We start from the raw sequence: 20,653 nt of genomic DNA, 5'->3' as shown, positions 1-20,653 counted from the left end.
AGGGAATTGGCATTCGCTTCGCATTAGGTACTGAGAAGTCCGGCAACTGAGTGCCGGCTCCCGCAAGACCCATATCCTGGAGACCACCCGATGTACAAGTTCGTTCTTCCTGCTGCTGCGTTTGTTGCTTTGGCCTTCACTGGCATCACGGCCGATTCGGCCGACGCGAAGGGCTTTCATTTCAGCACCGGCCGCGTGCATGTGGATGTTGGCAATCCTCATGCTCGGCACACCTACTACGGCGGGTATGGCGGGGGCTTTGCCTCCCCCGGCTATTCGCAGGGTTGCTATTACCCCAACCCTGGTTGGAATCACGGCGGCGGCTGGGGCGGTGCCCATAGCTGGCACGACAACAGCCACTGGGACTACCACGCTCCTAGCCTGCAATGGCACGGCAACCACTTCGACTACATGCCCGGGCATTACGATTACCACCAGCAAGGCCACTGGGACCATCACCATCCCTAAGCCATCGCGGTGAGCGATTGCCACCCACCTCGACCGGCGGCAGAACGCAAGTTCTGCTGCCGGTTTTTTCGTTTGGCTGTGTAACATTTATCCCTCCACCTCAAACACAATGGAGTGATCAAGTACTAATCCCAACGGCTCAGTTGCCGTGCAGCAGGTCCATGCAGGCGATGGATGTCCGTCGAAATGGAGTGTATTCAGCGGACTCAGATGCCCACCGAGCTTTGCAACGCTGCCTTGTACTTCGCTATGGGGAGACTCGTTCACCCATTCCAGCAGTTTGTCGATTCGCTGTACCGCTTCTGACTCCGAGAGAGGGTCCGAAGCTAGCAGCGACTCCATCCGATTCCGTAGGTCACCTGGTCTTGGCTGATTGAGGAGTGCTTGTGGTAATTGCCGCAGCCACAGGTTTAGTAATTGGCCGCGAGTGATGCCTGGGAAGCTATCGATCGCTGGCAGTGCTTGGCATTCCGCCTGCATCGACCTCCATAGCTCTGGCTCGAAGAGCAACACATGGCCGAAGAGGTTCGATTCGCTCACGATTTCCCGACGCATGGCATCTAGAGCGGTAAGGTCTGCTGGAAAGCAAGCAAGCCATTCGCCCAGCCTGGCGACGACGGCCAGATTCTGCATGGCACAGCAAGAACTCCAGCACGACTCGCAAACGCTTAGCTCGCTTGGCGTTTCATGCCATCCGGCATACTCCACCGAGTTGGTCAGCTCAATACCGTCGACGTTTAGCCGTGTCCACATCGGCCGAGGCAGGTCTTCCTGCGGCGGGGCGAGCGTCTGTTCAAAGCTAGCAGTCTTACAAATCATGGTCTGGTTTCTTGGGAATAATCGCGGTTTCTGGCATCTCTGGTCGGCCTTGTTGAACAATTAGTCACAAACCTCCGTAAAAACTAACGTGGAATGGAACCACGTACCTTTTTTACGGAGATCGAACATGGCTACGAAAGAAAAACGAACCTACAAAGTCACGAACTGGAAGGAGTATAACAAGTCGCTCATCGAGCGTGGAAACATCACTATTTGGTTTAGCGACGAGGCGTTGGAGAACTGGGAACATCCTAACGACCAGACAAAAGTCGGTCGCCCTTTTGTCTTCAGCGATACGGCGATCGAGTGCTTGCTGACGATTCGCGAACTGCTGAAACTTCCCTATCGGCAGACTGAGGGATTCGGCCGCTCGCTGGTGGCGATGTTGGGCGTCGAGGCAGCGATTCCCAATTATTCTTCGCTCGCCAAGCGAGCCAGCAAGCTGAATGTTTCGCTCGATATCGCTAACAAGAGGGGCGACATCGATATCGTGGTGGATAGCACCGGCATGAAAGTGTTTGGCGAGGGCGAATGGAAGATGCGGACGCATGGCAAGTCGAAGCGGCGGACATGGCGGAAGCTGCATTTGTCGGTGAATCCTGACACCCGCGAGATTGTGGCGGAGATTTTGACCGAGAACAGTTGCCACGATGCCGATGCGGTTCCCGAAATGCTGGAGCAGGTGGAGCAGCCCGTAAAAAAGTTTCACGGCGACGGTAGTTACGACAAGTGGAAGGTTTATGAAGGGCTGGAATCCGAAGGCATTGAGCCGGTGATTCCGCCGCAGCACAACGCCAAGATCAAACAACATGGCAACTCTGCGGAGGAGCCTTTGCCCCGGGACGAGGCAATTCGTCAGATTCGACGCAAGGGGCGTAGGAGTTGGAAAGAGGAAGTGGGCTATCATCGTAGAAGCTTGGCGGAAACGACCATGTACCGAGTGAAACAAAGCTTTGGGAGCCATCTCAAAAACCGAGTATTCGAAAACCAACAAACGGAAGCCCGCTTGCGCTGTAAAATCATCAATCAATTCACCCAACTCGGGCTTCCACAGTTCGAGTGGAGTTAGTCAACAAGGCCTCTCTGGTCTATAAGCCTTTGTAAGCCTATCCTTTCTTGTATCTATGGAAGAAGACACACCTAAGCTCGAAGCGATCGAATCGACCCCGGCCGGCGATACGGGTGCGCCTGCGCCGGAATTGCCGAAGACCCAGGCCGAGTTTTTCGCCCGGGCGGCCGACAAGGTGCGGAGCAAGTTCCCGACCACGCCGGGCGTTTATCTGTTTCAGGATCAGCAAGGTCGGGTCATCTACATCGGCAAGGCGAAGAATCTCAAAGCCCGGGCGGGCAGTTACTTCTTGCAGGCCGCTGCGGAGGAACGCCGCACCGAGCAGTTGGTTCGCGAAGCGTACGACATCGACTACATCGAAACCGAGAGCGAGGTCGACGCTCTGCTGACCGAAGCCCGGCTGATCAAGGACATTCAACCGAAGTTCAATCAGGAGCTTCGCGACGATAAGTCGTTTCCGTATCTGCAAATTACTACTCACGAAGATTTTCCTCGCGTCGAAATCACGCGTACTCCCAGCTCGAGCGGTGTGAAGCTGTATGGTCCGTTCACGAATGTCAGCAGCCTGCGCGGTGCACTGCAGGTGATGCAGCGGGTGTTCAAGTTTCGCACTTGCTCGCTCGACATCGAAGATGGCGACGAGCGCTGGCGGTGGTTTCGTCCCTGTTTGCTGGCGTCGATCGACCAGTGCACTGCTCCATGCAATTTGCGAGTGAGCAAGGAAGACTACCGCCGCGATATTAAGCGGCTGCGGATGTTCCTCGATGGCAATCGCAAGTCGCTCGTCAAAGACATGCAAAAGGAAATGGAGCAGGCGGCCGCTGAGCTGCGGTTTGAGAAGGCCGCTCGGCTCCGCGACGAGATCAAACTGCTCGAACGCATCAAGGAACGCGGCGACCTGGAGCAGCATGAGCAGCCCGAGGTGTTTTACATAGATCCGAAGAAAGGCCTTTCTGGTTTGCGGAAGGTGTTAGGATTGGCCGAAACGCCGCGGACGATCGAAGGGGTCGATATCGCCCATCTCGGCGGAAACGAAACGGTCGCGAGCCTCGTGCAATTCATCGATGGCTTGCCATTCAAGCCGGGGTATCGTCGGTTCCGGATCCGCGAAGTCCAAGGCATCGACGACTACGCGAGCATTCGCGAGGTCGTCGCCCGGCGGTTCCGCGGCTTGCAGGAGACCGACCAGGTGTTCCCCGACATCCTGCTAATCGACGGCGGCAAAGGGCAGCTCAACCGCGGCATGGAAGCGTTCCACGCCCTCGGCATCGAGCCCCCCACGGTGCTATCGATCGCCAAAAAGGAAGAGCTGGTGTACATGGCCGGCCGCGACGAACCGCTCCGCCTGAGCCGACACAGCTTCGCACTGCGACTGCTGCAATACGTCCGCGACGAGTCGCACCGCTTCGCCCAGCACTACCACCACCTGCTCCGCCACAAAAGAACGCTCGGCGAGTAGTCGCCCGTAGCGACTTGGTGGATAACTGCCATAACCCAAGGTTTACTGCCAGGGATAGCCGGCGGGTGTTTTGCCCCCATTTGTCGGAAAATCGATCGGTGGGGGCTTTTCTTACGGCGCGAGCAAACGCGGTAACCGCTTATCACGCCACCATTTACGCGACGACGCATCGACGTAACTCAAACCAGCAATTGCCCCCTGGGGGCAAAATAATAGCGGCGGATTTAAAGTGGTTTGATGGCCCAAAAGATTCAATTGTCAAACAGCAAGTACCCCCGTGAGGGATACCCTCTATTGGATCAAATTAGGTGTCCATTTACTACTGAAAAGTGGGAAGATAAGGGCACATGTGTGCACGTGTGTGTTCGCTGGGGAAGCAGGTCAGCGACGACTGCTTCTATAGCTTAGTGTGAGGAATACCAAGGCCAGAGTCGCTGTTCCCAATGCTGATGGCTCTGGGACACTCACGCTGAATCCAATGGTGTCTGACCCACCAAATATAGAATCAAAGTCCACGGAGCCTGCGAATGGACGATCGGGACCAAGCGAGTCAAAAGGTCCTTCGAGTGCGAGCGAAAAGGTGTCGTTACTTGAGCCAGGTAGCACGGTACCAGTGAAGCCTAGGGCCAACAAGTCGTCGCTCAGTAGCACACTACTCGAAATATCTCCCAACTCCTCAAAAGAATAGCTTTGAGTGCCATTATTGGTAACTCGGAGAGCATCTGTTAGAAGAATGCTCCCATCTGTGTCCTCCGTAATCGCGTCCAGCAAGAGGCTGTTCAGCTCCGTATCAACCGCCATTGCACTTAGTTTGGGGGTAGGGAACCAACCGCAATCAAAGCAGTAGTAAATGGAATCTGCTTCTTGCAGCGGTGCATTCGGATAATCGTTGGGGAATAGGCGGATGCTTAACGAAAAATTCTGGATTGTAACTTCGGCTATGTCAGGAAATATAAAAGCCCCGAGGTAGGCGCCTGACTGAACTACCACATCGTCAGGCTGCAATGGGGTGTCGAGTAACGGAACGTATACCTGAGACTCCCCGATGTTGAAGATTGGTAGTGCCTCGTTCGAAACTAATGCTTGCTGGATGCCACCGGCGCCGAAGCGATCCGAATTCACGCTCGAGCTATTGATGTTCACAAATCCAACGTACTTGTACTCCTCGTTAATGCCTCCAAGTACGGGTGGGGTGTAGGTAATCGAACCTCCATCGATGCCAGCTGCATCAAGCCCAGACAATCGGATATTAAACTCAGCGATTCCCATGGTCTCATCGGCTCCAGATTCCACCATGGCGTATAACTCGATGGAATTCAATGATGCTGGGATAATGTCAAATCTAACTTGCGCTGCATGAGAGGTAACGGTGCCTATGACGAACAGAAGTGGCGAAAGTAGTAAGTGTTTGCTGTACATTGTGTTTGCCCCCAAGGCAACCGGTGTTACGAGCTCCTCGTCGATTCTTCCGGTGTTCAGCGAAGAATCGGAGAAGAACCTCGGATCGACAACATCTGGTGTGAATACCTCCTGCATTGTACCTAGAAAGCATGCGGGAATCCACCTGCCTGTTTAGGGGACTCGTTACTCCCCAGCTGCCCATTTGACTCCGCTGGCCATCAGGTAGTTGGGACCTTATCCGAGTTCGAGGTAGGGCAGGATCAGATCACGCGGCCCTCGCCGAACGTAAATCGGCTGGCTTGGCGGGGCCGGATTCTCGACGTTCCCAGCGTTTGGCTTAGCTCCTTGATGGGGACAGCCCAGTCGGATTGGCTAAGATGTCCAGTCTTCGAGTTGCAGTCCCTCTACTCGCGAAAACTCGGATAAATTGGCCGTAACTAACACCAAGTTCGTCGACCGGCAGATAGCGGCTATCTTGAGATCGTTGGGGCCAATCACAGCACCGATGGATTCGAGTTGGTGCCGAATGTCTGCGTAGTGCCGGGCAGCTTCGTCGTCGAATGGGAGTGAAGCAAATTGGGCAAACAGCTTGTCTAACAACGACAGCCGGCGATCCGTCCGCCCGTATTTCTGAGCGCCATGCCACAGTTCGGCTTTAACAATCGAGCAGAGTAATATTTGATCCGGCGAGTGGCTCAGTACTTTTCGTTCGAGAAGACTGCCCGGTTGCTTCAGCAGATTGATCCATACATTGGTATCAGGGAGCCACGCCATTACCAATCCTCGCGCTGCTCGAGCTCACCTTGGGCTGGCCGATCAAAGGGCTCCTCTCCCCATTCGCTACGGAGTTGGTCGAAGAATCCCTTCGGCCAAACATTGGTATTCGAAGGAGTTGTGGGCGAGCTTTGGGCAACTGGGCGCACCTCTACCTGGGTTCCGTCCGGCCAGTCGACCGCAGCAGATAGCTCGATTCGTCCCGCTTGATAAGTGGCAGTGATGCTCTCGTCCATTTCAACTCCTGGCAATGCTAGGCGAAGCACGTTCTCATCCATTATATCTCACGACCAAGTGCAGGCCATCCATCGTTGCTAGGAATTGCCCCGACTACTCCCCAGCTGCCCATTTGACTCCGCTGGCCATCAGGTAGTTGGGGCCCGATTCGACTTCGGGGTGGGGGCTGTAGCAGATCACGCGGCCCTCGCCAAAGGTGGAGCGGACAATCGCGTGGGTGCCTTCCATCGCGCCGGGCAGGGCTCCCTTCTTGGCGACTTCGGTTTGGTAGGTGGCCAGCACCTCGTAGGTCGGCAGGTCGGCCTCGCGCCCGCGGACTAGCAGCGGCCCCTGGGCGTAGTGTACTTGCACGACGGGGTCGTCGCTCCCCAGTGTCGACTGGCCCGACTCCGACAGGCTTAGCTCGACGCTGCCGGTGCCGCGGGCCCAATGCACGCGATCCCACACCCGGGCGTTCAGGATGCCGAGCGACCAAGAGTAGTGCGTCGAAGCGAGATACGACCCGGCGCAGATGCCAACGTAGCCGCCGCCAGATTCGACGAAGTGCCGAATCTCGTCGCGCCCTTCTTGCTGCAGGTGTTTCGACTGCGAACTGGCGCTGCCGCCAGGCACGATCAGCACGTCGTAGTTCTGCAATTGGCCTTGGCGAATCTGCTCGGGACCAACTCGCTCGGCGACAAAGCCGGCGTCGGTCGTAAGGAACTGCAGCAAGTGGTTCGGTCCGTTGGCCGAGCCATCGCTGTGGTCGTAGATCGCTACTTTGGTCGTCTGAGGAGCGAGGGTCGAATCGAGCGTAGTGGCCTTGCCGGCAACAAGCGTTGTCTTTGCCTGGTCTCGTTCGCGAGTCAGTGCCTGATAGCATTCGTTCGCAACTTGCGAGTGAAGCTCGTTGAGCGCGTCGGTGCTGGTCGGTTCGACGAGCCAACCTTCGCGAGTCGTGATGGTTTGCTCTAAGTGCTTGCTCTCGAGCGGCAGGATGTCGTTCCAGATGCCTGGTAGGAGTTCCGTGCGAAAGCGATCGGTCCGGCGGGTGTGGCTGATGTCGCGGAGCGTGCGGGCGACTTCGCCAAGCTCGGCCCCGCGATCGCCTTGCAGGGGATCGGCCACCGCGGTCATGCCGGCGAAGCAAGGGACAGCTACCGAAAACTTAGGATCGCCAAGCATGACCCACATCGTTGTCAGGCGGGCGTTCTCGCCAGGGCGTACTCCGTGAAACACCGCGGCCGATACCGTGCCGGTGCGACTGATCGTGCTCTTGGTATCGATGATCGCTGGGAGCTGGCCTTGGCGACCATTCACCGAGCCAACCAGCGGATCGCCTGCTTCGTTGGCCAGATCGCGAGTGAGGTGCTGAATGAAATAGGGTACCGACAATCGCCCGTTAGCGCACGTGGCTAGCAGTGTGCTTGCGCGTTGATAGCGTTTACCAGAGTAAAGGTCGGCCGCGGCTTCGGCAGATGGGTTCGCTGGCAACTGGTGGGCGGTGGTCGCAAAGTTGGTGCGAATCAAAAAGCCCTGCGGAGCGACTTGCGGATCGTTGGCGTCGAACATCGTGTAACTGTTGGGGCCGACCTCGAACAAGGCGGCACCTCCCTGCGCGTCGATCACTCCGAAGTTGCCGGTGGTTTGTCGGCCCGTCTGATTGGTGCGTTCCAGCAACGCCTGCACGTCGTCGACGGTTGCGCAGGTAAGTAGCACCTCGCGATTGAAACCACCATTGCGAAGTCCTTGGGATTTTTGGTCGACCTTCAGGTCGTTGCTCAGCGAATTTTCGATGCAGAGCCCCGCTTCGTTGGTGCCCATCCAGGCCGAGGTGCGCTTGCCGGCGTTCACCACCGCGACCGCACGATAACGCCCGCCGCTGAGGATGGCGACCTCGTTTCGCGGGCTGGCGATGTAGTCGCGATTCTTCCAGAGGATCGGGCGGCCATCTTCGGTCGCCCGACCGCTGACAACAGCCGTCGTGCAAGCTGAACCAACCGGGGCCAGCAGTGCAGAAAGTAGTAGCAGCAACGCGCGAGCGGGGCAGGGGAGGCGCAGGTGCATGGCGCAGGTCCTTTGCAATGCATGTAGCGAGGGGGAGGGGGGAGTTTGGCGGGCACGCACAATGTAGCAATTTGCCAGACTGGATGCATTGCAGGCGACAAAACTAGTTGCGTCGGTGGGGATGGGTGGGATGTGCTGCGGCAAATTTGCCAATTCGTGGGATTCTTGCCCCAAGTGGTTGAAGTCTGTTGGCGACTCGCTATCATTTGTTTGTGGCAGGTGGGAATCCTGCCCATAAGATAGTTGTTAAACGGTTTTGCTGTGGGTTTTTGTCCCATGCTAACGAGAAGGGAGTCGTAGGAATCGCTGCGTGATAGCCGCCTGGCTCGCACGCTTCACGGGGTGCTATGCCGTCGGTCGAAGGTCTATTACTCGGGGAAGTCACTCGTTCGCTGGACGATCGTTTTCGATTGTCGCTGCCCGGCGAGATGGTAAGTGGCCTAACCTCCGACGACGAATCGGTCGACCGTTGTCTGCTCGCCAAAGAACGCCGGGGCTGTTTAAGTCTGTGGAACTTAGCGAAGTGGCAGAAACACCTCGACAATGGCATTGCCTTGGTCCGAAGCAAGATTGAAGCCGGCAAGCTAGACGGGCGTGTTGCCGAAGTGCAGCAGCTTGGCCGATTGCTCTCCACCCGACATCGCGAGGTGCCGTTGGCGGGACGCGGTCGACTGGTGATTCCTGAAGGCTTTCGCGAGTTCCTGGGAGTCGAACCTGGAGGAACCGTGGTGCTGGTAGGAGCGGCCGTGTGTGTCGAGATCTGGCATCCCGACCACTGGGCTGGCACGATCGGCGACGAGATGCCTACCTTCCGCGAACTGTTTGACCAACTATCGAGTTAACCGAACACCACCCTCGCCGATTCCGATCGGCTATAACCACGTCCAGTCTTCAAGCGTACGACACGTTGGAACCCCGTCCGTTGTCACCCGGCGCGGGATGCAAGTCACCGTGAGCGTGAAGTACGTCAGAAACTGGACGTGGTTTGTTTATGCGCGGTACCAAAAACAAACGCACTGCTGAAACAGCAGTGCGTTTGAGAATTTGAATTCGAGTTGGTGATCGCGAGCCAGCGCTAAGGCGACTCTGCTTACGCGATTAAGAGTTGGCCGCGTTCGATTCGTTGGCCGGCTTCGGCATCGAGACATAAGCCATGCGAAGCGAGTGCAGCAGTTCTTCCACGCCGGAGGTCTCTTCGGCCGTGACGTTGCCAGCGGTCTTTTCTTTGAGCATGCCGATGGTGTCGATCAAGTACTTTGCTTGATTCGGCCGCGACATCACTTCGCCGGTCACCGGGTGGGGCATCTGACCAAGGGCCATCATCGCTTCGGTGGCCAGCGTCGAAATCAGGATGGTGAACGAAGCGGGCGGCATCGGCGGATCCGTGGGAAACGCCTGCTCGTCGGCTGGGGGGGACTCTTCTGGCTTGGTCGACTTGGCAGCCGCCTTTTCGGCTTCGACTTGCGACTTCCAATCTTCGTCGATGATGATTTTCTTTTCTTCAGACATCGTTCTGATAGTAAAAGGGATAACGGGGTTGCGACAGGAGTGAATAAAACAGCGCGTCGAGCGGCTTACGACCCGCTCGATGCGGGCGAACTTTCGCCCGGCGATTGATCCGCTTGCTCGGCTCGCTTCTTCTCACGGCGGGCAACACGGTGGTCGACTGCTGCGGCGATGAAGCCAGCGAACAACGGTTGGGCGGCCGTTGGCTTGCTCTTGAACTCCGGATGGTATTGCACTGCGACGAACCAGGGGTGATCGGGAATTTCAATCACCTCGACCAGCTCGCCATCGGGGCTGGTACCGGCGAACAGGAACCCATGGCTGGTGAATTGCGTGCGATACGCGTTGTTGAACTCGTAGCGATGCCGATGCCGCTCGGAGATATCGCTAGTGCCATAACAAGTGGCCGCTTTGCTGCCTTCGGCCAGCGTGGTTGGCTGAGCGCCGAGTCGCATGGTGCCACCCTTCTCGGTGACGGTTCGTTGCTCGTCGAGCAGACAAATAACAGGATGCTCGGTGTCTTTGTCGAACTCGGTGCTGTGGGCTCCATCGAGGTTGCAGACGTTGCGAGCGTACTCCACGACCGCACACTGCATACCGAGGCAGATGCCGAAAAACGGGATGCCGCGCTCGCGTGCGTAGCGAATCGCATCGACTTTGCCCTCTATGCCACGCTCGCCGAAACCGCCAGGCACGAGCACCGCGTCGCAGCTGCTCAGCAGTCGTTCGGGGCCCTCGGCTTCGATCTCTTCACTGCGAATTCGTGAGATGCGAACACGAGCTTTGTTGGCAATGCCGGCGTGATCGAGCGACTCGTAAATCGACTTGTAAGCGTCTGCATGCTCGGCGTACTTGCCGACCACGGCGACGTGAATTTCGTGATCGGGATGACGCAGCCGATGGAGCAGCTCGCGCCAGTCGTCGAGATTCGGTTCGCGGGTCGTGAGTCCCAAGCGATCGCAGATCAGGCTATCGAGCTTGTTGTCGACCAGGCTCAACGGGACTTCGTAGATGGAGAAGTCCTTGTCGCGTTCTTCAATCACGGCATTGGCTGGCACGTTGCAGAACAACGCGATCTTCTCGCAGTCATCCCGGCTCATCGGTTGTTCGGTGCGGCAGACCAGTACGTCGGGCTGGATGCCGATTTCGCGAAGCTGATTCACCGAGTGCTGCGTTGGCTTGGTCTTCAGTTCCTTGGCCGCTTTCAGGTAAGGGACCAGCGTCAGGTGGATGAACAAGCAGTTCTCTTTGCCGACGTCGATGGGGAACTGGCGAATCGCTTCGAGGAATGGCAGGCTCTCGATGTCGCCGACGGTGCCACCGATTTCGGTAATCACGACATCGGCTTCAGGCTCGTTCTCAATCGGCTCGGCGATCCGCTTGATCACGTTCTTGATCTCGTTGGTCACGTGCGGAATCACCTGCACGGTCTTTCCCAGGAACTCGCCCCGGCGTTCCTTGTTGATGACCTTCAGGTAGATCTGGCCGGTGGTGTAGTTGGAGTAGTGGTTGAGCGGGCTGTTGGTGAACCGCTCGTAGTGGCCGAGGTCGAGGTCGGTCTCGCTGCCGTCGTCGAGCACGTAGACTTCGCCGTGCTGGTAGGGGCTCATCGTGCCGGGGTCGACATTGATGTACGGGTCGAGTTTCTGCATCCGCACCCGCAGGCCGCGTTTTTCGAGCAGCATGCCGATCGAGGCGCTCGTCAGTCCTTTGCCGAGCGAGCTAACAACACCACCAGTTACAAAAATATGTTTCGCCATCGTCAGAGTGCCTTCCTGGCATGCAGGTAGGAGGGAGCGGATTGCCTGAATGCTACCGATTCTAAACGTTTAGGGGGTGCTTGCAGAGGGGTTTTCATCGAGCGACGACCGGTGGCTATAATTGGGCCTTTTCCCCACTTGGTGCGAGGTTGCAAAGATGCCCCGAATTCTGCTTTTTATCGCTCTGGCAGCACTCTTTTCAACCGTGGGCCAGGCAAGCGAACGGCTGACCGGCATCGCCTGCCGCTCGGTGCACCTCGGCTACTCCGCTCCGGAATCGGTGTTGTTTTACAACGAAATGACGGTCGAGGAGTCGGCCCCTGGCACCTACTTCATGGTGTGCGGTTTTGGGCGAGGGTACTTCGGTATTCAGCAACTGGCCGACGACCGCAAAGTGGTGCTCTTCAGCGTGTGGGATCCAGGCAGCCAGAATAATCCGAACTCGGTTCCGGAAGAGCGACGCGTGAAGGTGCTGGGGCAGGGCGAGGGGGTCCGCGTTCGCCGGTTTGGGGGCGAAGGCACCGGCGGCCAATCGTTCTACGATTACGACTGGAAGGTCGGCGAGACCTACCGCTTCGTGGTGTCGAGCCGCCGCGACGGCGAGCGAACCGTCTTCACCGGATATGTGTATCTGCCCGACGAAGAGCGGTGGCAGCAAATGGCCACCTTCTCGACCCTCGGCAAAGGGCAGCTGATCCGTGGCTGCTACTCGTTCGTGGAAGACTTTCGCCGCAACCGCGAGTCGACCAAGCTGACACGGAAAGCCAACTTCGGCAATGGTTGGGTGCAGACCGCCGACGGAACTTGGCACTCGTTGGCCAAGGCGCGTTTCACCGCGGATGGCAACAAAGCGGTGAATATCGACGCCGGAAAGGTCGAGGGCGACTTCTTCCTCGCCACCGGAGGCGACATCGGCAACGAGGGAACCCCGCTGTGGGATCACATGGAGCTCGAGGCCAAGCACTTCAAGCAGCCAGAAGACCTGCCGGACTTCAAAGACTTGCCAGAGCCAGCGTCTGAAGAAAAGGCAGCCGAAGAGAAGCAGCCAGAACCGCCGAAGACCGAAACGCCAGCCGAGACCGAACCGGCCACGCCGGCGGAGTAGGATCTAGTTCCCCCGGTTACTTCTGCAACCAGGGAGCGATACCCAGCAGTTCGAGTTCCTGTTCGGTCGGAAAACGCTCGACGCGATACCGTTCGGGGTAGAAGTCGGTGGGGCTCATGGCTGAGCCGACCACTTGCTCTACTTGTTCCCAGCTGGCAGCTGCGGCCAAGTGCGTCGGCAGGCCTTGTTCGTCGCTCGACATAAACATCACGTAGTCGGTTTTCGGCAGCAGTGCAGGGCAAACGCCCGGCCAGATGGTGTAGCTGCGGAGCGCGCCTTCTTCGTTTTGCATCACGGTGTAGCGTGAGAGAAATGGCACATCGGCCTTGCCTTGCGCAGCCCGCTTGCGAAACAGCTCTTCCTGACGTTCGTAATCGCCCATCAGCCCCTGCAGCTGCAGCAGGAGAAACTCGGAGTAGAGCGGGTGATCGGTTGGCGGAAGCCAGGGGTGCCACTGGTCGCCGGTGAGTCGGAACGCGGTGCCGGTGATGCGACGCTCGTGCTCCAGCGCCGGTTTGGCGAGCGCGAGCATTTGCTGCAGGCCTTCGTCGCTCTGTTCGCCGGTGATGAGCAGCATTTCGCGGTTTGGCACCAGAGCGATCGGTGAGCCGGAGACTTCGAGCGTTTGAATGATCTCCGTCAGCAGAATGCGGGCCGCGTCGTGGCTATCGCCGCACGAAAACAGGTAAAGCTCCCCCGCCTGGGCGTACTCGCGGGTCATCTCGCGTAGGTTCTGCTTGGCGACTTCGATCACCTCGTACAGGGTGACTCCCCAGTCTTCCAGGTCGCCTGCACTGAGCGAACGGATGGAGGTCGGCATATCGTACACCGGAGCGATCGCCAGGCACTCGGCATACTCGCTGTAGATCAGCCCTTCGGAGAGTTCCAGGTTGTCGGAGCAGAGCGGGATGTCGATCTCGAAATAGCTGCGATCACGCACGGTTACCAACACGTCGGCCTTGGCATCGTCGAAGCTCGTGGGCAGCTCAAATTGCGACGTAAACCAAGTGCTGAGAAAGACGCGGATGACCTGTTCTTTTTCATCTTCGGTCGCCCGCTGGTACTCGGCAAACGCGTTGCCGAGGTAGAAGGTTTGCTCGTCGTCGTCGCGGCTGAGCGTAAACGCTTCGGCGTCGTAAAGCACCTCTTTGGGTTCTCCACCCTGCGCAAGCCGATCGAGTAGCAGCTGGGCGAAGGCGTCCTGCGCGTGTTGATCGATCGGTTCGTCCGGCGTGGACATGCGGGCTCCTTCGTGGCTGCGGTAGTCGGCGACAGGTTCAGTGTAACCGAACGTCTGGAGTTTGGCCGCGCTAGCTGAAGAACTGTCCACGATCGGCTGGAGAGAAGGCCGATTGCACATGCTGGAGCTGGGGATACCGAGTTGCTTCGGGCCAGACCAAAGCGATCACATCGAAGCGGGCGGGATACTCCAGCAGATGATGCTGCTTAAGAAACGCAGTCGCCGTGCGGGCGATGCGTTGCTGCTTTTGCTGATCGACCGCCGAGAGGGCGTCGGCCAGCGTGCCCTGGCGACGGGTTTTTACCTCGACAAATACGAGAGTTTCGCCCTGCACCGCAATCAGGTCGATTTCGCCAAACCGCGAGCGACGGCCGCCGGCGACAATCTTGTAGCCTTGCCGACGCAACCAGCGGGCCGCATAACGCTCTCCACGTATGCCGAGCGGCTGCGGGGTGGGACGCAGCCACTCGGTCCAACGTGAAAGGGAGCGGGGGAGCGTCATTACACGTTTTCGACGCTGGGGACTTCGAAGCCGGTGTTGTTGCGATCTTTCACCAGCACGTTGGCCTCGTCGGCATGATCGCCGACGAAACGCTCGGTTTCGGGATCGAACTGCAGCCAAGGGCCAACCGTGTAGTTGGCGTCGTGGGTCAGTCCGCCATCCTTCTTGAGCATCTCGTGCAGGCGGAGGAAGTGCTCGGCCGCGTCGGCGTTGTCGCCAAACTTCACCGCTTTCTCGTCGAACGGAACTTCTTCGCCAAGGCGGTAGCTGTTGTTGATCACGTGACCCACCACGCAAGCGTTGTGAGCATCGTGCACGTTGCCATTGGCCATAGAAGGATCGCCCGCCTTGACCGCGGAGATGAACGCCCGCCAGTTGCCACCAGGGGTCACCTTGCCGCGTGGCAGGTCGAGCGGTTCGAATTCGCTGCTGCCAGGACGACGGATCTTGTAGCGGCCTTCGCCAACGATCAAGCTACCATCTTCCAGGTAGTACTCGTTGGTGACTTCCATCTTGTAGTTCTTGTGTTCCCAGTTGCGAACATTGAACATCAAGTACTGACCATTCGGGTATTCGGCGATACCGTACATCGTGTTTGGCGTTTCGCCTTGATCGTCCCAGGCAAAGCGGCCACCGATGGCCATCGCCCGCACGGGATGAGTCAGCTCGGGATCGAGCGCCCAGCGGGCGACGTCGAGCTGGTGAGTCCCTTGGTTGTTCAGTTCGCCGTTGCCGGTAGGCCAGAACCAGTGCCAGTTGTAAGGCACCAGGTTCGCGTGGTACTCGTCGATCACTGCGGGACCTTTCCAGAGATCCCAATGCAGGTTGCTGGGAGGAGTCGATGGTTGCTTGAAGCCAATCCCACGGCGCGGCTTGCAGGCGTAGCCGTAGGCGATCTTCACCTTCGGCAGACGCCCGTCTTGAAGGGCTTCGTGCAGACCGGCAATGCCTGCATCGCTGCGGCGCTGCGTGCCATGTTGGATGACGACGCCGTACTTCTCTTGAGCAGCCACGGCGACGCGGCCTTCGGCGATGTCGTGGCTCATCGGCTTTTCGACATACACATGCTTGCCATGCTGGGCACCCCAGATGGTCATGAGCGAGTGCCAGTGATTCGGAGTCGCGATGCTGATTGCGTCGATCGACGGATCTTCAAGCACTTTGCGAATATCGGTTTCGGTCTTGCAGTTGTGGTTGCCGCCGGTTGCTTTGTCGACGCTGCTCATGGTCTTGGCGAGCACGTTCTCGTCGGCATCGACAATGTACGCGAGATCGACATCTTTCATCCGGCCGAAGCCATCGATGTGGGCCTTGCCACGGCTGTTCACGCCGATGATTGCCATGCGAACGCGATCGTTCGCGCCGATCACCCTACCCGAGGCACGTGTGCCAGTGAGCAGCAGCGAAGCACCTACCGCGGAAGATGCTTGAAGAAAATGGCGACGAGTAGTACTGCCTGTGGACATAATCGAAGTCCTATAGAGAGGATGGTGGGTTGCTGTGCGAGACGAAGCCTATACCTAACAGTATAAACCGGGGGCTGACCGCGACTCAAATAGGTTGAGCGCAGAAGTTGCCCGATGTCACCGCAATCCTTCTATAGAATACTAATTTCGTGCGAAAGCAAAGCGCACGAGTCGATAATCGTCGCCAGAGTGCGAAAAGGCTGAACAGAGCACCTGAAATATCGGAGTCGGCTACTGGGTAGCTGCCGAGTCGTTATTTCTTGATGTCGCGGCGACGTTCCTTGAGGCGGACCGCCTTACCAACGCGATCGCGGAGGAAGTACAGCTTCGCACGGCGAACCACGCCGGAACGCTTGACTTCCACCTTGTCGATGCGAGGCGAGTGCACGGGGAACTTACGCTCCACGCCTTCGTTGTTCACGATCCGGCGGACAGTGAACATCTCGCGGGTGCCAGAACCGCTACGGGCGATGACCACACCGGTGAAAACCTGGATGCGTTCCTTGTCGCCTTCGAGAATCTTGGTGTGCACGTCCACGGTGTCGCCGATTTCGAACTCGGGGACTTCGGTCTTGAGGCTCGATTGTTCTACAAGATCAAGAATTTGCTGGCTCATGGCTGGCCACCTTCACTCGCGTGGACGTTAAGCCGACAAGCTTAGGAGTTGTCGGCAGGTTGTGGGGATTGTTCGTTACCGTCGAGCAGATCGCGCCGTCTTTGGCGAGTTCGCTCCAGGCTGTTTTGTGTGCGCCACTCGGCGATCTCCGGGTGATTGCCGGAAAGCAACACCTCGGGCACCTGATGGCCGCGATACTCTCGCGGGCGGGTGTACTGGGCGAACTCCAGTAGGCGGTTTTCGCTGCTAAACGAGTCTTGCTTGTTGCTTTGCTCGTCGCCTAGCACGCCTGGTACGAGTCGCACCAAGGCATCGATCACCACCATCGCAGCGACTTCGCCTCCGTTGAGGATGAAATCGCCGATCGAAAGTTCGTCCGGCTGAAGGATGTCAAACACGCGTTGGTCGAACCCTTCGTACCGCCCGCATAAAAGCAGCAAACGCTGCTCTTCGCTGTACTCTTCAGCAATCCGCTGATCGAATCTTCGCCCGCCGGGGGTGAGTACCACCACTCGGCTTGGCCGGGAATCCATCTGCTGGACCGCCTCGACGCATTCGACTACTGGTTCCGGCGAGAGCACCATGCCGGGGCCACCGCCGTAGGGTCGATCGTCGACGTTCTTGTGTTTTCCTCGTGCCCAGTCGCGAATGTTGTGCACCGCGACTTCGACTAGCTGCCGTTCGATCGCCAGGTTCAACAGGCTTTGGCCAAGGTAACCCGGAAACATCTCGGGAAACAGCGTCAGCAAGTCAAACCGCATGGCAATCGCCTACTCGGCTGCCTGCTCCTCGGGCTTTTCCTCAGCAGGGGCTTCGGCCGATTCTTCGCCGGGGCCTTCTTCTGCCTTGGCGGCTTCGGCGGCGGCTGCTGCCTCCTCGGCCTCAATCTCTTCTTGTGTCTTTTGCTTCACCACGGGGGCACCGCGCTCTGGAACTACCAAAGGCTGAGCCAGCTTCTCGATGGCTGCCTTGTTGGCATCGACGTGCGAACCGTTGGTACCGTACTTTTTGAGCAGCACGGCTACTTTTTCCGACGGCTGTGCGCCGACGCTCAGCCAGTAATCAACCCGTTCACAGTCGAGTTGCACGCGGGCGTCGGTGTCGCGAACCATGGGGTCATAGATGCCCAGTTCCTCCAAGACTTTACCGTCTCGAGGGGCACGCTTGTCCATGGCGCAAATGCGATAAAACGGGCGATGGGTTCGGCCCATCTGTTTCATGCGAATACGAACTGCCACTGCCGGCTCTCCGAATTGAATAATCGCTTAGTTGGGAATCGCCCATTATTGGAGAGAGCTACCCCAGTTTGCAAGGGCCTCACCCCGAGAAACTGGGGGAGTTTTCTCTCCAGACGCACGTTTCGGCAATAGTTTGGGCGGACGCTGCCGAAAACAGCGGGAATTCCGGCACTCCAGCTAAGCCGGCCGGCCCGCGCCGATTTTTCTACTCGATCGGCCGAGCGACCGATTGCACCACGCCGATGAGAGCCTAGTTGCTAGCTTCGGACTGCTTAATCAACGCGGCTACGGCTTGCTGCATCTCGCGACGAGTTGAGCTGGAGTATTCGATATCGAACCAAACTACGCTGCCCTTGGAGTCGAGCACGTAGATCCGCGGCATCCGCCCAGTGCCGAGCGCCGCGGTGGCGGTGCCATCGCCATCGAGCAGCAAAGTGCCTTCGAAGCTAGCGGCCGAAGCGGTTTGGGTTGCCTGATCCTGCGTCAGCCCAGTGGCAATCGCTACAGGGAGCACGTTGGCCATGCCAGCGCCCGGATTCAGGGCGTTATATTGCTTGTTGATATCGAACTGCAGGTCGCGGAGCATGGTTTTGGCCATCGCGCCGTCGCGGCTGAACACCCCGACCACGGTCACCTGCTGACCGAACTGCTTGACCATGGGTGCCGACTCACCACCAGCGGCAGCCGGCGGCAGCGTGACCTCTGGGAACTTATCGCCGACGCCGATCTTCACCATTTCCTGGTGTTGGTCCGAGAGCAGAACCTTCGGCACACCGCCAGCAGCGGTATCTTGCTGAGCCCAGGCGGGCGTAGTGGCAAAACAAACAGCAACAACAAGTAAGGCGTATTTCTTCACGGCACGGTGCTCCATGCGGATCGGCGAGCGGGACTATCGGTATTGTCTACCTCGCAACCGTCCTGAGTCAATCGGGCTGCAGGGTCACGCTCGCTTTCCTATTCTGCCGGTTATAGCAGTCGATAGGGCCGAATTCCCGGAGTTTACTCCTCAGTTTTCGCCGCTAAGGCCTCTTCAATGGTCTTGGTCAACTCTTCCGATTCGGGCGCGGTCTTCGAGCGATAATGGGCGATCGGCTTTCCATCGCGACCGATCACGAACTTCTCGAAGTTCCATTTGATATCGCTGCCGATGCCTGGCAATTTCTCTTCGTCGGTCAGGTACTTATAGAGGGGGCATTGGTCGTCTTCGCTCCGCTTCACGTTGACCTTGCCCAGCATGTCGAACTCGACCCCGTAGTTTGCTTCGCAGAATTGGGCGATTTGTTCGGAGGTTCCTGGCTCTTGCCCACCAAACTGATTGCAAGGCACCCCGACGATCGCCAGGCCTTGCTCGCCATACTTTTCGTGCAACGCTTGCAGGCCTTCGTACTGAGGAGTGTAGCCGCAGCGGCTGGCGACATTCACGAACAGCACCACCTTGCCTTCGTACTTCTCGGCCAAATGCACCTCTTCGCCTTCGAGCGTCTTCATCTTGAAGTCGAGCGCGGTGGGCCATTCTTTCTCAGCCTTGGCCGTTTCCGACGCTTTGTCGGGGGCAGACTCAGCAGCCTGGCTTACCATCGACGAACCAATCATCAAAACGACTCCTAGGATCATCACAACTGGCATACGCATGACATAGCTCCGGATGGTGCGAGGGCAGGGGGCGACAAAGCGGCATCAAACCGCATGCAGCAGAATTGTAGCCCCGGTTGTCGCGATTGGCGAATCGCGAAAGCCAGCCACCAGGGAGTTTAGCGAGTTACCGCAATACGAGCCTCGCGGACCAGTCGCTCCGCTTCGGCAGGCGAGTCGGCCACCGCGGTGAGATGACCCATTTTGCGACCCGGGCGGGCCGACTTTTTGCCGTACAGATGCAGTTCGACTCCCGGGAACTCGGCAATCGCTTCCCAGCGAGGTTCGCCATTGGTCCACAGATCGCCCAGCAGGTTGGCCGTGGCTGCCGGGCGCGGGGCGTTCATCTTGGCAACCGGGTGCCCGGCCACGGCCAGTGTCTGCTGGCGGAATTGGCTGACGTCGCACGCCTCGATAGTCAGGTGCCCCGAGTTGTGGGGGCGGGGGGCGATTTCGTTTACCATCACCTCGCCCGCTGCGGTTTCGAAGAACTCGACACATGCTAGACCCACCAGGTCGAGTTCCAACGCAACACTCTTGGCGGCCGCGATCGCTGCCTCGGCGGCAACCGCAGGGCTGCTCGCTGGGTAGACGCTGACGTCGAGAATGTGGTTGGCGTGAGCGTTCTCGATCGGCCCAAATGTTTCGATCCGTCCCTCGGTGTCGCGGGCGACCAGTACCGAGATTTCCCGCTCGAAGTCGATGAACTTCTCCAGCACGCATTTGTGACGCCCCAGGTAACCCCATGCCTCGACGGCCTGCTCGGGAGACTGGACGATGGTCTGCCCTTTGCCGTCATAGCCGAACTTCGTGGTTTTCAGCACCGCAGGCGTGCCGAGTTCTGCGACTGCGCGGTGCAGCTCTTCCTCACTACGCACGTTGTGGTAGGGAGTCGTGGCGATACCGGCGGCCAGCAAAAAGCCCTTCTCGCGGCTGCGATCCTGCACCGTGTACAACGCCTCGCCGCCGGGGCGGACGGGGATGTAATGCGCGGCCGCTTCGGCCGAAGCCACTGGTACATTCTCGAACTCCAGCGTGGCCGCCGAAATCGACTGGGCGTACTCGGCGATGGCCTGGAAGTCGTGGTAATCGGCTCCCGTGTGCAGCTCGGCAACCTGGGCTGCGGGGCAGTCGGCCTCGGGGCAGTAAACATGCACGCGATAGTTCAGCTCGTGCGCGGCCTCGGCAAACATCCGCCCCAGTTGTCCCCCGCCGAATACACCTAAGATCGAGTTTTCAGGGAGAGCTGGCATGTCGCGACGCGTGGGGGGGCTGGTGGGTGGCAATTGGCCGGTCGTTCGTCGATTCGGCCGCG

General features: G+C 58.4%; 21 protein-coding genes. 5 read left to right on the top strand and 16 right to left on the bottom strand.

Annotated features, from left to right (window positions below):
* The first annotated feature begins 90 nt into the window (after positions 1-90).
* Entirely contained in the window at positions 91-468 is a 378-nt protein-coding gene (locus Pan181_RS20630) for a hypothetical protein (RefSeq protein WP_145249645.1), read from the top strand.
* An 87-nt stretch (positions 469-555) separates the two neighbouring features.
* Here the strand turns inward: Pan181_RS20630 and Pan181_RS20625 are convergent, their stop codons facing one another.
* Positions 556-1,287, bottom strand: a complete 732-nt coding sequence (locus tag Pan181_RS20625) for a hypothetical protein (protein ID WP_145249643.1) — start codon at positions 1,285-1,287, stop codon at positions 556-558.
* 127 nt (positions 1,288-1,414) lie between these two features.
* Between Pan181_RS20625 and Pan181_RS20620 the strand changes: the two genes are divergently transcribed.
* Both Pan181_RS20620 and Pan181_RS20615 read left to right on the top strand, forming a co-directional pair.
* Entirely contained in the window at positions 1,415-2,356 is a 942-nt protein-coding gene (locus tag Pan181_RS20620) for an IS5 family transposase (protein ID WP_145244898.1), read from the top strand.
* Positions 2,357-2,411: 55 nt separating this feature from the next.
* Entirely contained in the window at positions 2,412-3,815 is a 1,404-nt protein-coding gene (locus tag Pan181_RS20615) for an excinuclease ABC subunit UvrC (RefSeq protein ID WP_145249642.1), read from the top strand.
* Between the two features lie 381 nt (positions 3,816-4,196).
* Here the strand turns inward: Pan181_RS20615 and Pan181_RS20610 are convergent, their stop codons facing one another.
* The 4 genes from Pan181_RS20610 to Pan181_RS20595 form a co-directional block, all read right to left on the bottom strand.
* Positions 4,197-5,351, bottom strand: a complete 1,155-nt coding sequence (locus Pan181_RS20610; RefSeq protein WP_145249640.1) for a hypothetical protein — start codon at positions 5,349-5,351, stop codon at positions 4,197-4,199.
* A gap of 237 nt (positions 5,352-5,588) precedes the next feature.
* Positions 5,589-5,990: a type II toxin-antitoxin system VapC family toxin gene (locus tag Pan181_RS20605; RefSeq protein ID WP_145249638.1), complete on the bottom strand. Its 402-nt coding sequence runs from the start codon at positions 5,988-5,990 to the stop codon at positions 5,589-5,591.
* The gene (locus tag Pan181_RS20600) at positions 5,990-6,256 is read right to left on the bottom strand and encodes a hypothetical protein (protein WP_145249636.1); all 267 of its coding nucleotides are present in this window, start codon (positions 6,254-6,256) and stop codon (positions 5,990-5,992) included. The genes Pan181_RS20605 and Pan181_RS20600 overlap by 1 nt, the downstream gene beginning before the upstream one ends.
* A 64-nt stretch (positions 6,257-6,320) precedes the next feature.
* On the bottom strand, positions 6,321-8,273 hold the full coding sequence (locus tag Pan181_RS20595; protein WP_145249634.1) for a BPL-N domain-containing protein: 1,953 nt from the start codon (positions 8,271-8,273) through the stop codon (positions 6,321-6,323).
* A gap of 347 nt (positions 8,274-8,620) precedes the next feature.
* Here Pan181_RS20595 and Pan181_RS20590 point away from each other — a divergent pair, with 347 nt between their 5' ends.
* The gene (locus Pan181_RS20590) at positions 8,621-9,115 is read left to right on the top strand and encodes a division/cell wall cluster transcriptional repressor MraZ (RefSeq protein ID WP_145249632.1); all 495 of its coding nucleotides are present in this window, start codon (positions 8,621-8,623) and stop codon (positions 9,113-9,115) included.
* A gap of 256 nt (positions 9,116-9,371) precedes the next feature.
* Here the strand turns inward: Pan181_RS20590 and Pan181_RS20585 are convergent, their stop codons facing one another.
* Together Pan181_RS20585 and Pan181_RS20580 are read right to left on the bottom strand one after the other, a co-directional pair.
* On the bottom strand, positions 9,372-9,782 hold the full coding sequence (locus tag Pan181_RS20585) for a DUF1844 domain-containing protein (RefSeq protein ID WP_145249630.1): 411 nt from the start codon (positions 9,780-9,782) through the stop codon (positions 9,372-9,374).
* A 65-nt stretch (positions 9,783-9,847) separates the two neighbouring features.
* Positions 9,848-11,539 (bottom strand): CTP synthase, encoded by a 1,692-nt coding sequence (locus Pan181_RS20580; protein WP_145249628.1) that lies wholly within the window; start codon positions 11,537-11,539, stop codon positions 9,848-9,850.
* 157 nt (positions 11,540-11,696) lie between these two features.
* Between Pan181_RS20580 and Pan181_RS20575 the strand changes: the two genes are divergently transcribed.
* Positions 11,697-12,644, top strand: coding sequence for a DUF3472 domain-containing protein (locus tag Pan181_RS20575; protein ID WP_145249627.1), 948 nt, complete (start codon positions 11,697-11,699; stop codon positions 12,642-12,644).
* Between the two features lie 16 nt (positions 12,645-12,660).
* Here the strand turns inward: Pan181_RS20575 and Pan181_RS20570 are convergent, their stop codons facing one another.
* The 9 genes from Pan181_RS20570 to Pan181_RS20530 all read right to left on the bottom strand — a co-directional run bounded on the left by Pan181_RS20570 (position 12,661) and on the right by Pan181_RS20530 (position 20,591).
* Positions 12,661-13,974: a hypothetical protein gene (locus tag Pan181_RS20570; protein WP_145249625.1), complete on the bottom strand. Its 1,314-nt coding sequence runs from the start codon at positions 13,972-13,974 to the stop codon at positions 12,661-12,663.
* Positions 13,955-14,386, bottom strand: coding sequence for a YraN family protein (locus tag Pan181_RS20565; protein ID WP_145249623.1), 432 nt, complete (start codon positions 14,384-14,386; stop codon positions 13,955-13,957). Before Pan181_RS20565 ends, Pan181_RS20570 begins: the two co-directional genes overlap by 20 nt.
* The gene (locus tag Pan181_RS20560) at positions 14,386-15,852 is read right to left on the bottom strand and encodes a Gfo/Idh/MocA family protein (protein WP_145249621.1); all 1,467 of its coding nucleotides are present in this window, start codon (positions 15,850-15,852) and stop codon (positions 14,386-14,388) included. Before Pan181_RS20560 ends, Pan181_RS20565 begins: the two co-directional genes overlap by 1 nt.
* A 253-nt stretch (positions 15,853-16,105) precedes the next feature.
* A complete protein-coding gene (gene rplS, locus Pan181_RS20555; protein ID WP_145249619.1) occupies positions 16,106-16,468 on the bottom strand; it encodes a 50S ribosomal protein L19 in 363 nt (120 codons plus the stop codon).
* Positions 16,469-16,509: 41 nt separating this feature from the next.
* Positions 16,510-17,229 carry a tRNA (guanosine(37)-N1)-methyltransferase TrmD gene (trmD, locus tag Pan181_RS20550; protein WP_145249617.1) on the bottom strand — a complete coding sequence of 240 codons (720 nt, stop codon included), beginning with the start codon at positions 17,227-17,229 and terminating at the stop codon, positions 16,510-16,512.
* A gap of 9 nt (positions 17,230-17,238) precedes the next feature.
* Positions 17,239-17,688 (bottom strand): 30S ribosomal protein S16, encoded by a 450-nt coding sequence (gene rpsP, locus Pan181_RS20545; protein WP_145252369.1) that lies wholly within the window; start codon positions 17,686-17,688, stop codon positions 17,239-17,241.
* Between the two features lie 268 nt (positions 17,689-17,956).
* A complete protein-coding gene (locus tag Pan181_RS20540; RefSeq protein WP_145249615.1) occupies positions 17,957-18,562 on the bottom strand; it encodes a redoxin family protein in 606 nt (201 codons plus the stop codon).
* Positions 18,563-18,705: 143 nt separating this feature from the next.
* Positions 18,706-19,338 carry a glutathione peroxidase gene (locus Pan181_RS26885; RefSeq protein ID WP_315861133.1) on the bottom strand — a complete coding sequence of 211 codons (633 nt, stop codon included), beginning with the start codon at positions 19,336-19,338 and terminating at the stop codon, positions 18,706-18,708.
* Positions 19,339-19,457: 119 nt separating this feature from the next.
* Positions 19,458-20,591: a 5-(carboxyamino)imidazole ribonucleotide synthase gene (locus tag Pan181_RS20530; protein WP_145249613.1), complete on the bottom strand. Its 1,134-nt coding sequence runs from the start codon at positions 20,589-20,591 to the stop codon at positions 19,458-19,460.
* Positions 20,592-20,653 lie beyond the last annotated feature (62 nt).

It is taken from the genome of Aeoliella mucimassa, assembly GCF_007748035.1.
GTDB classification, from domain to species: Bacteria; Planctomycetota; Planctomycetia; order Pirellulales; family Lacipirellulaceae; genus Aeoliella; species Aeoliella mucimassa.
The sequence above is the reverse complement of the archived record's forward strand: the minus strand, read 5'-3'. Positions and strand labels throughout refer to the sequence as shown.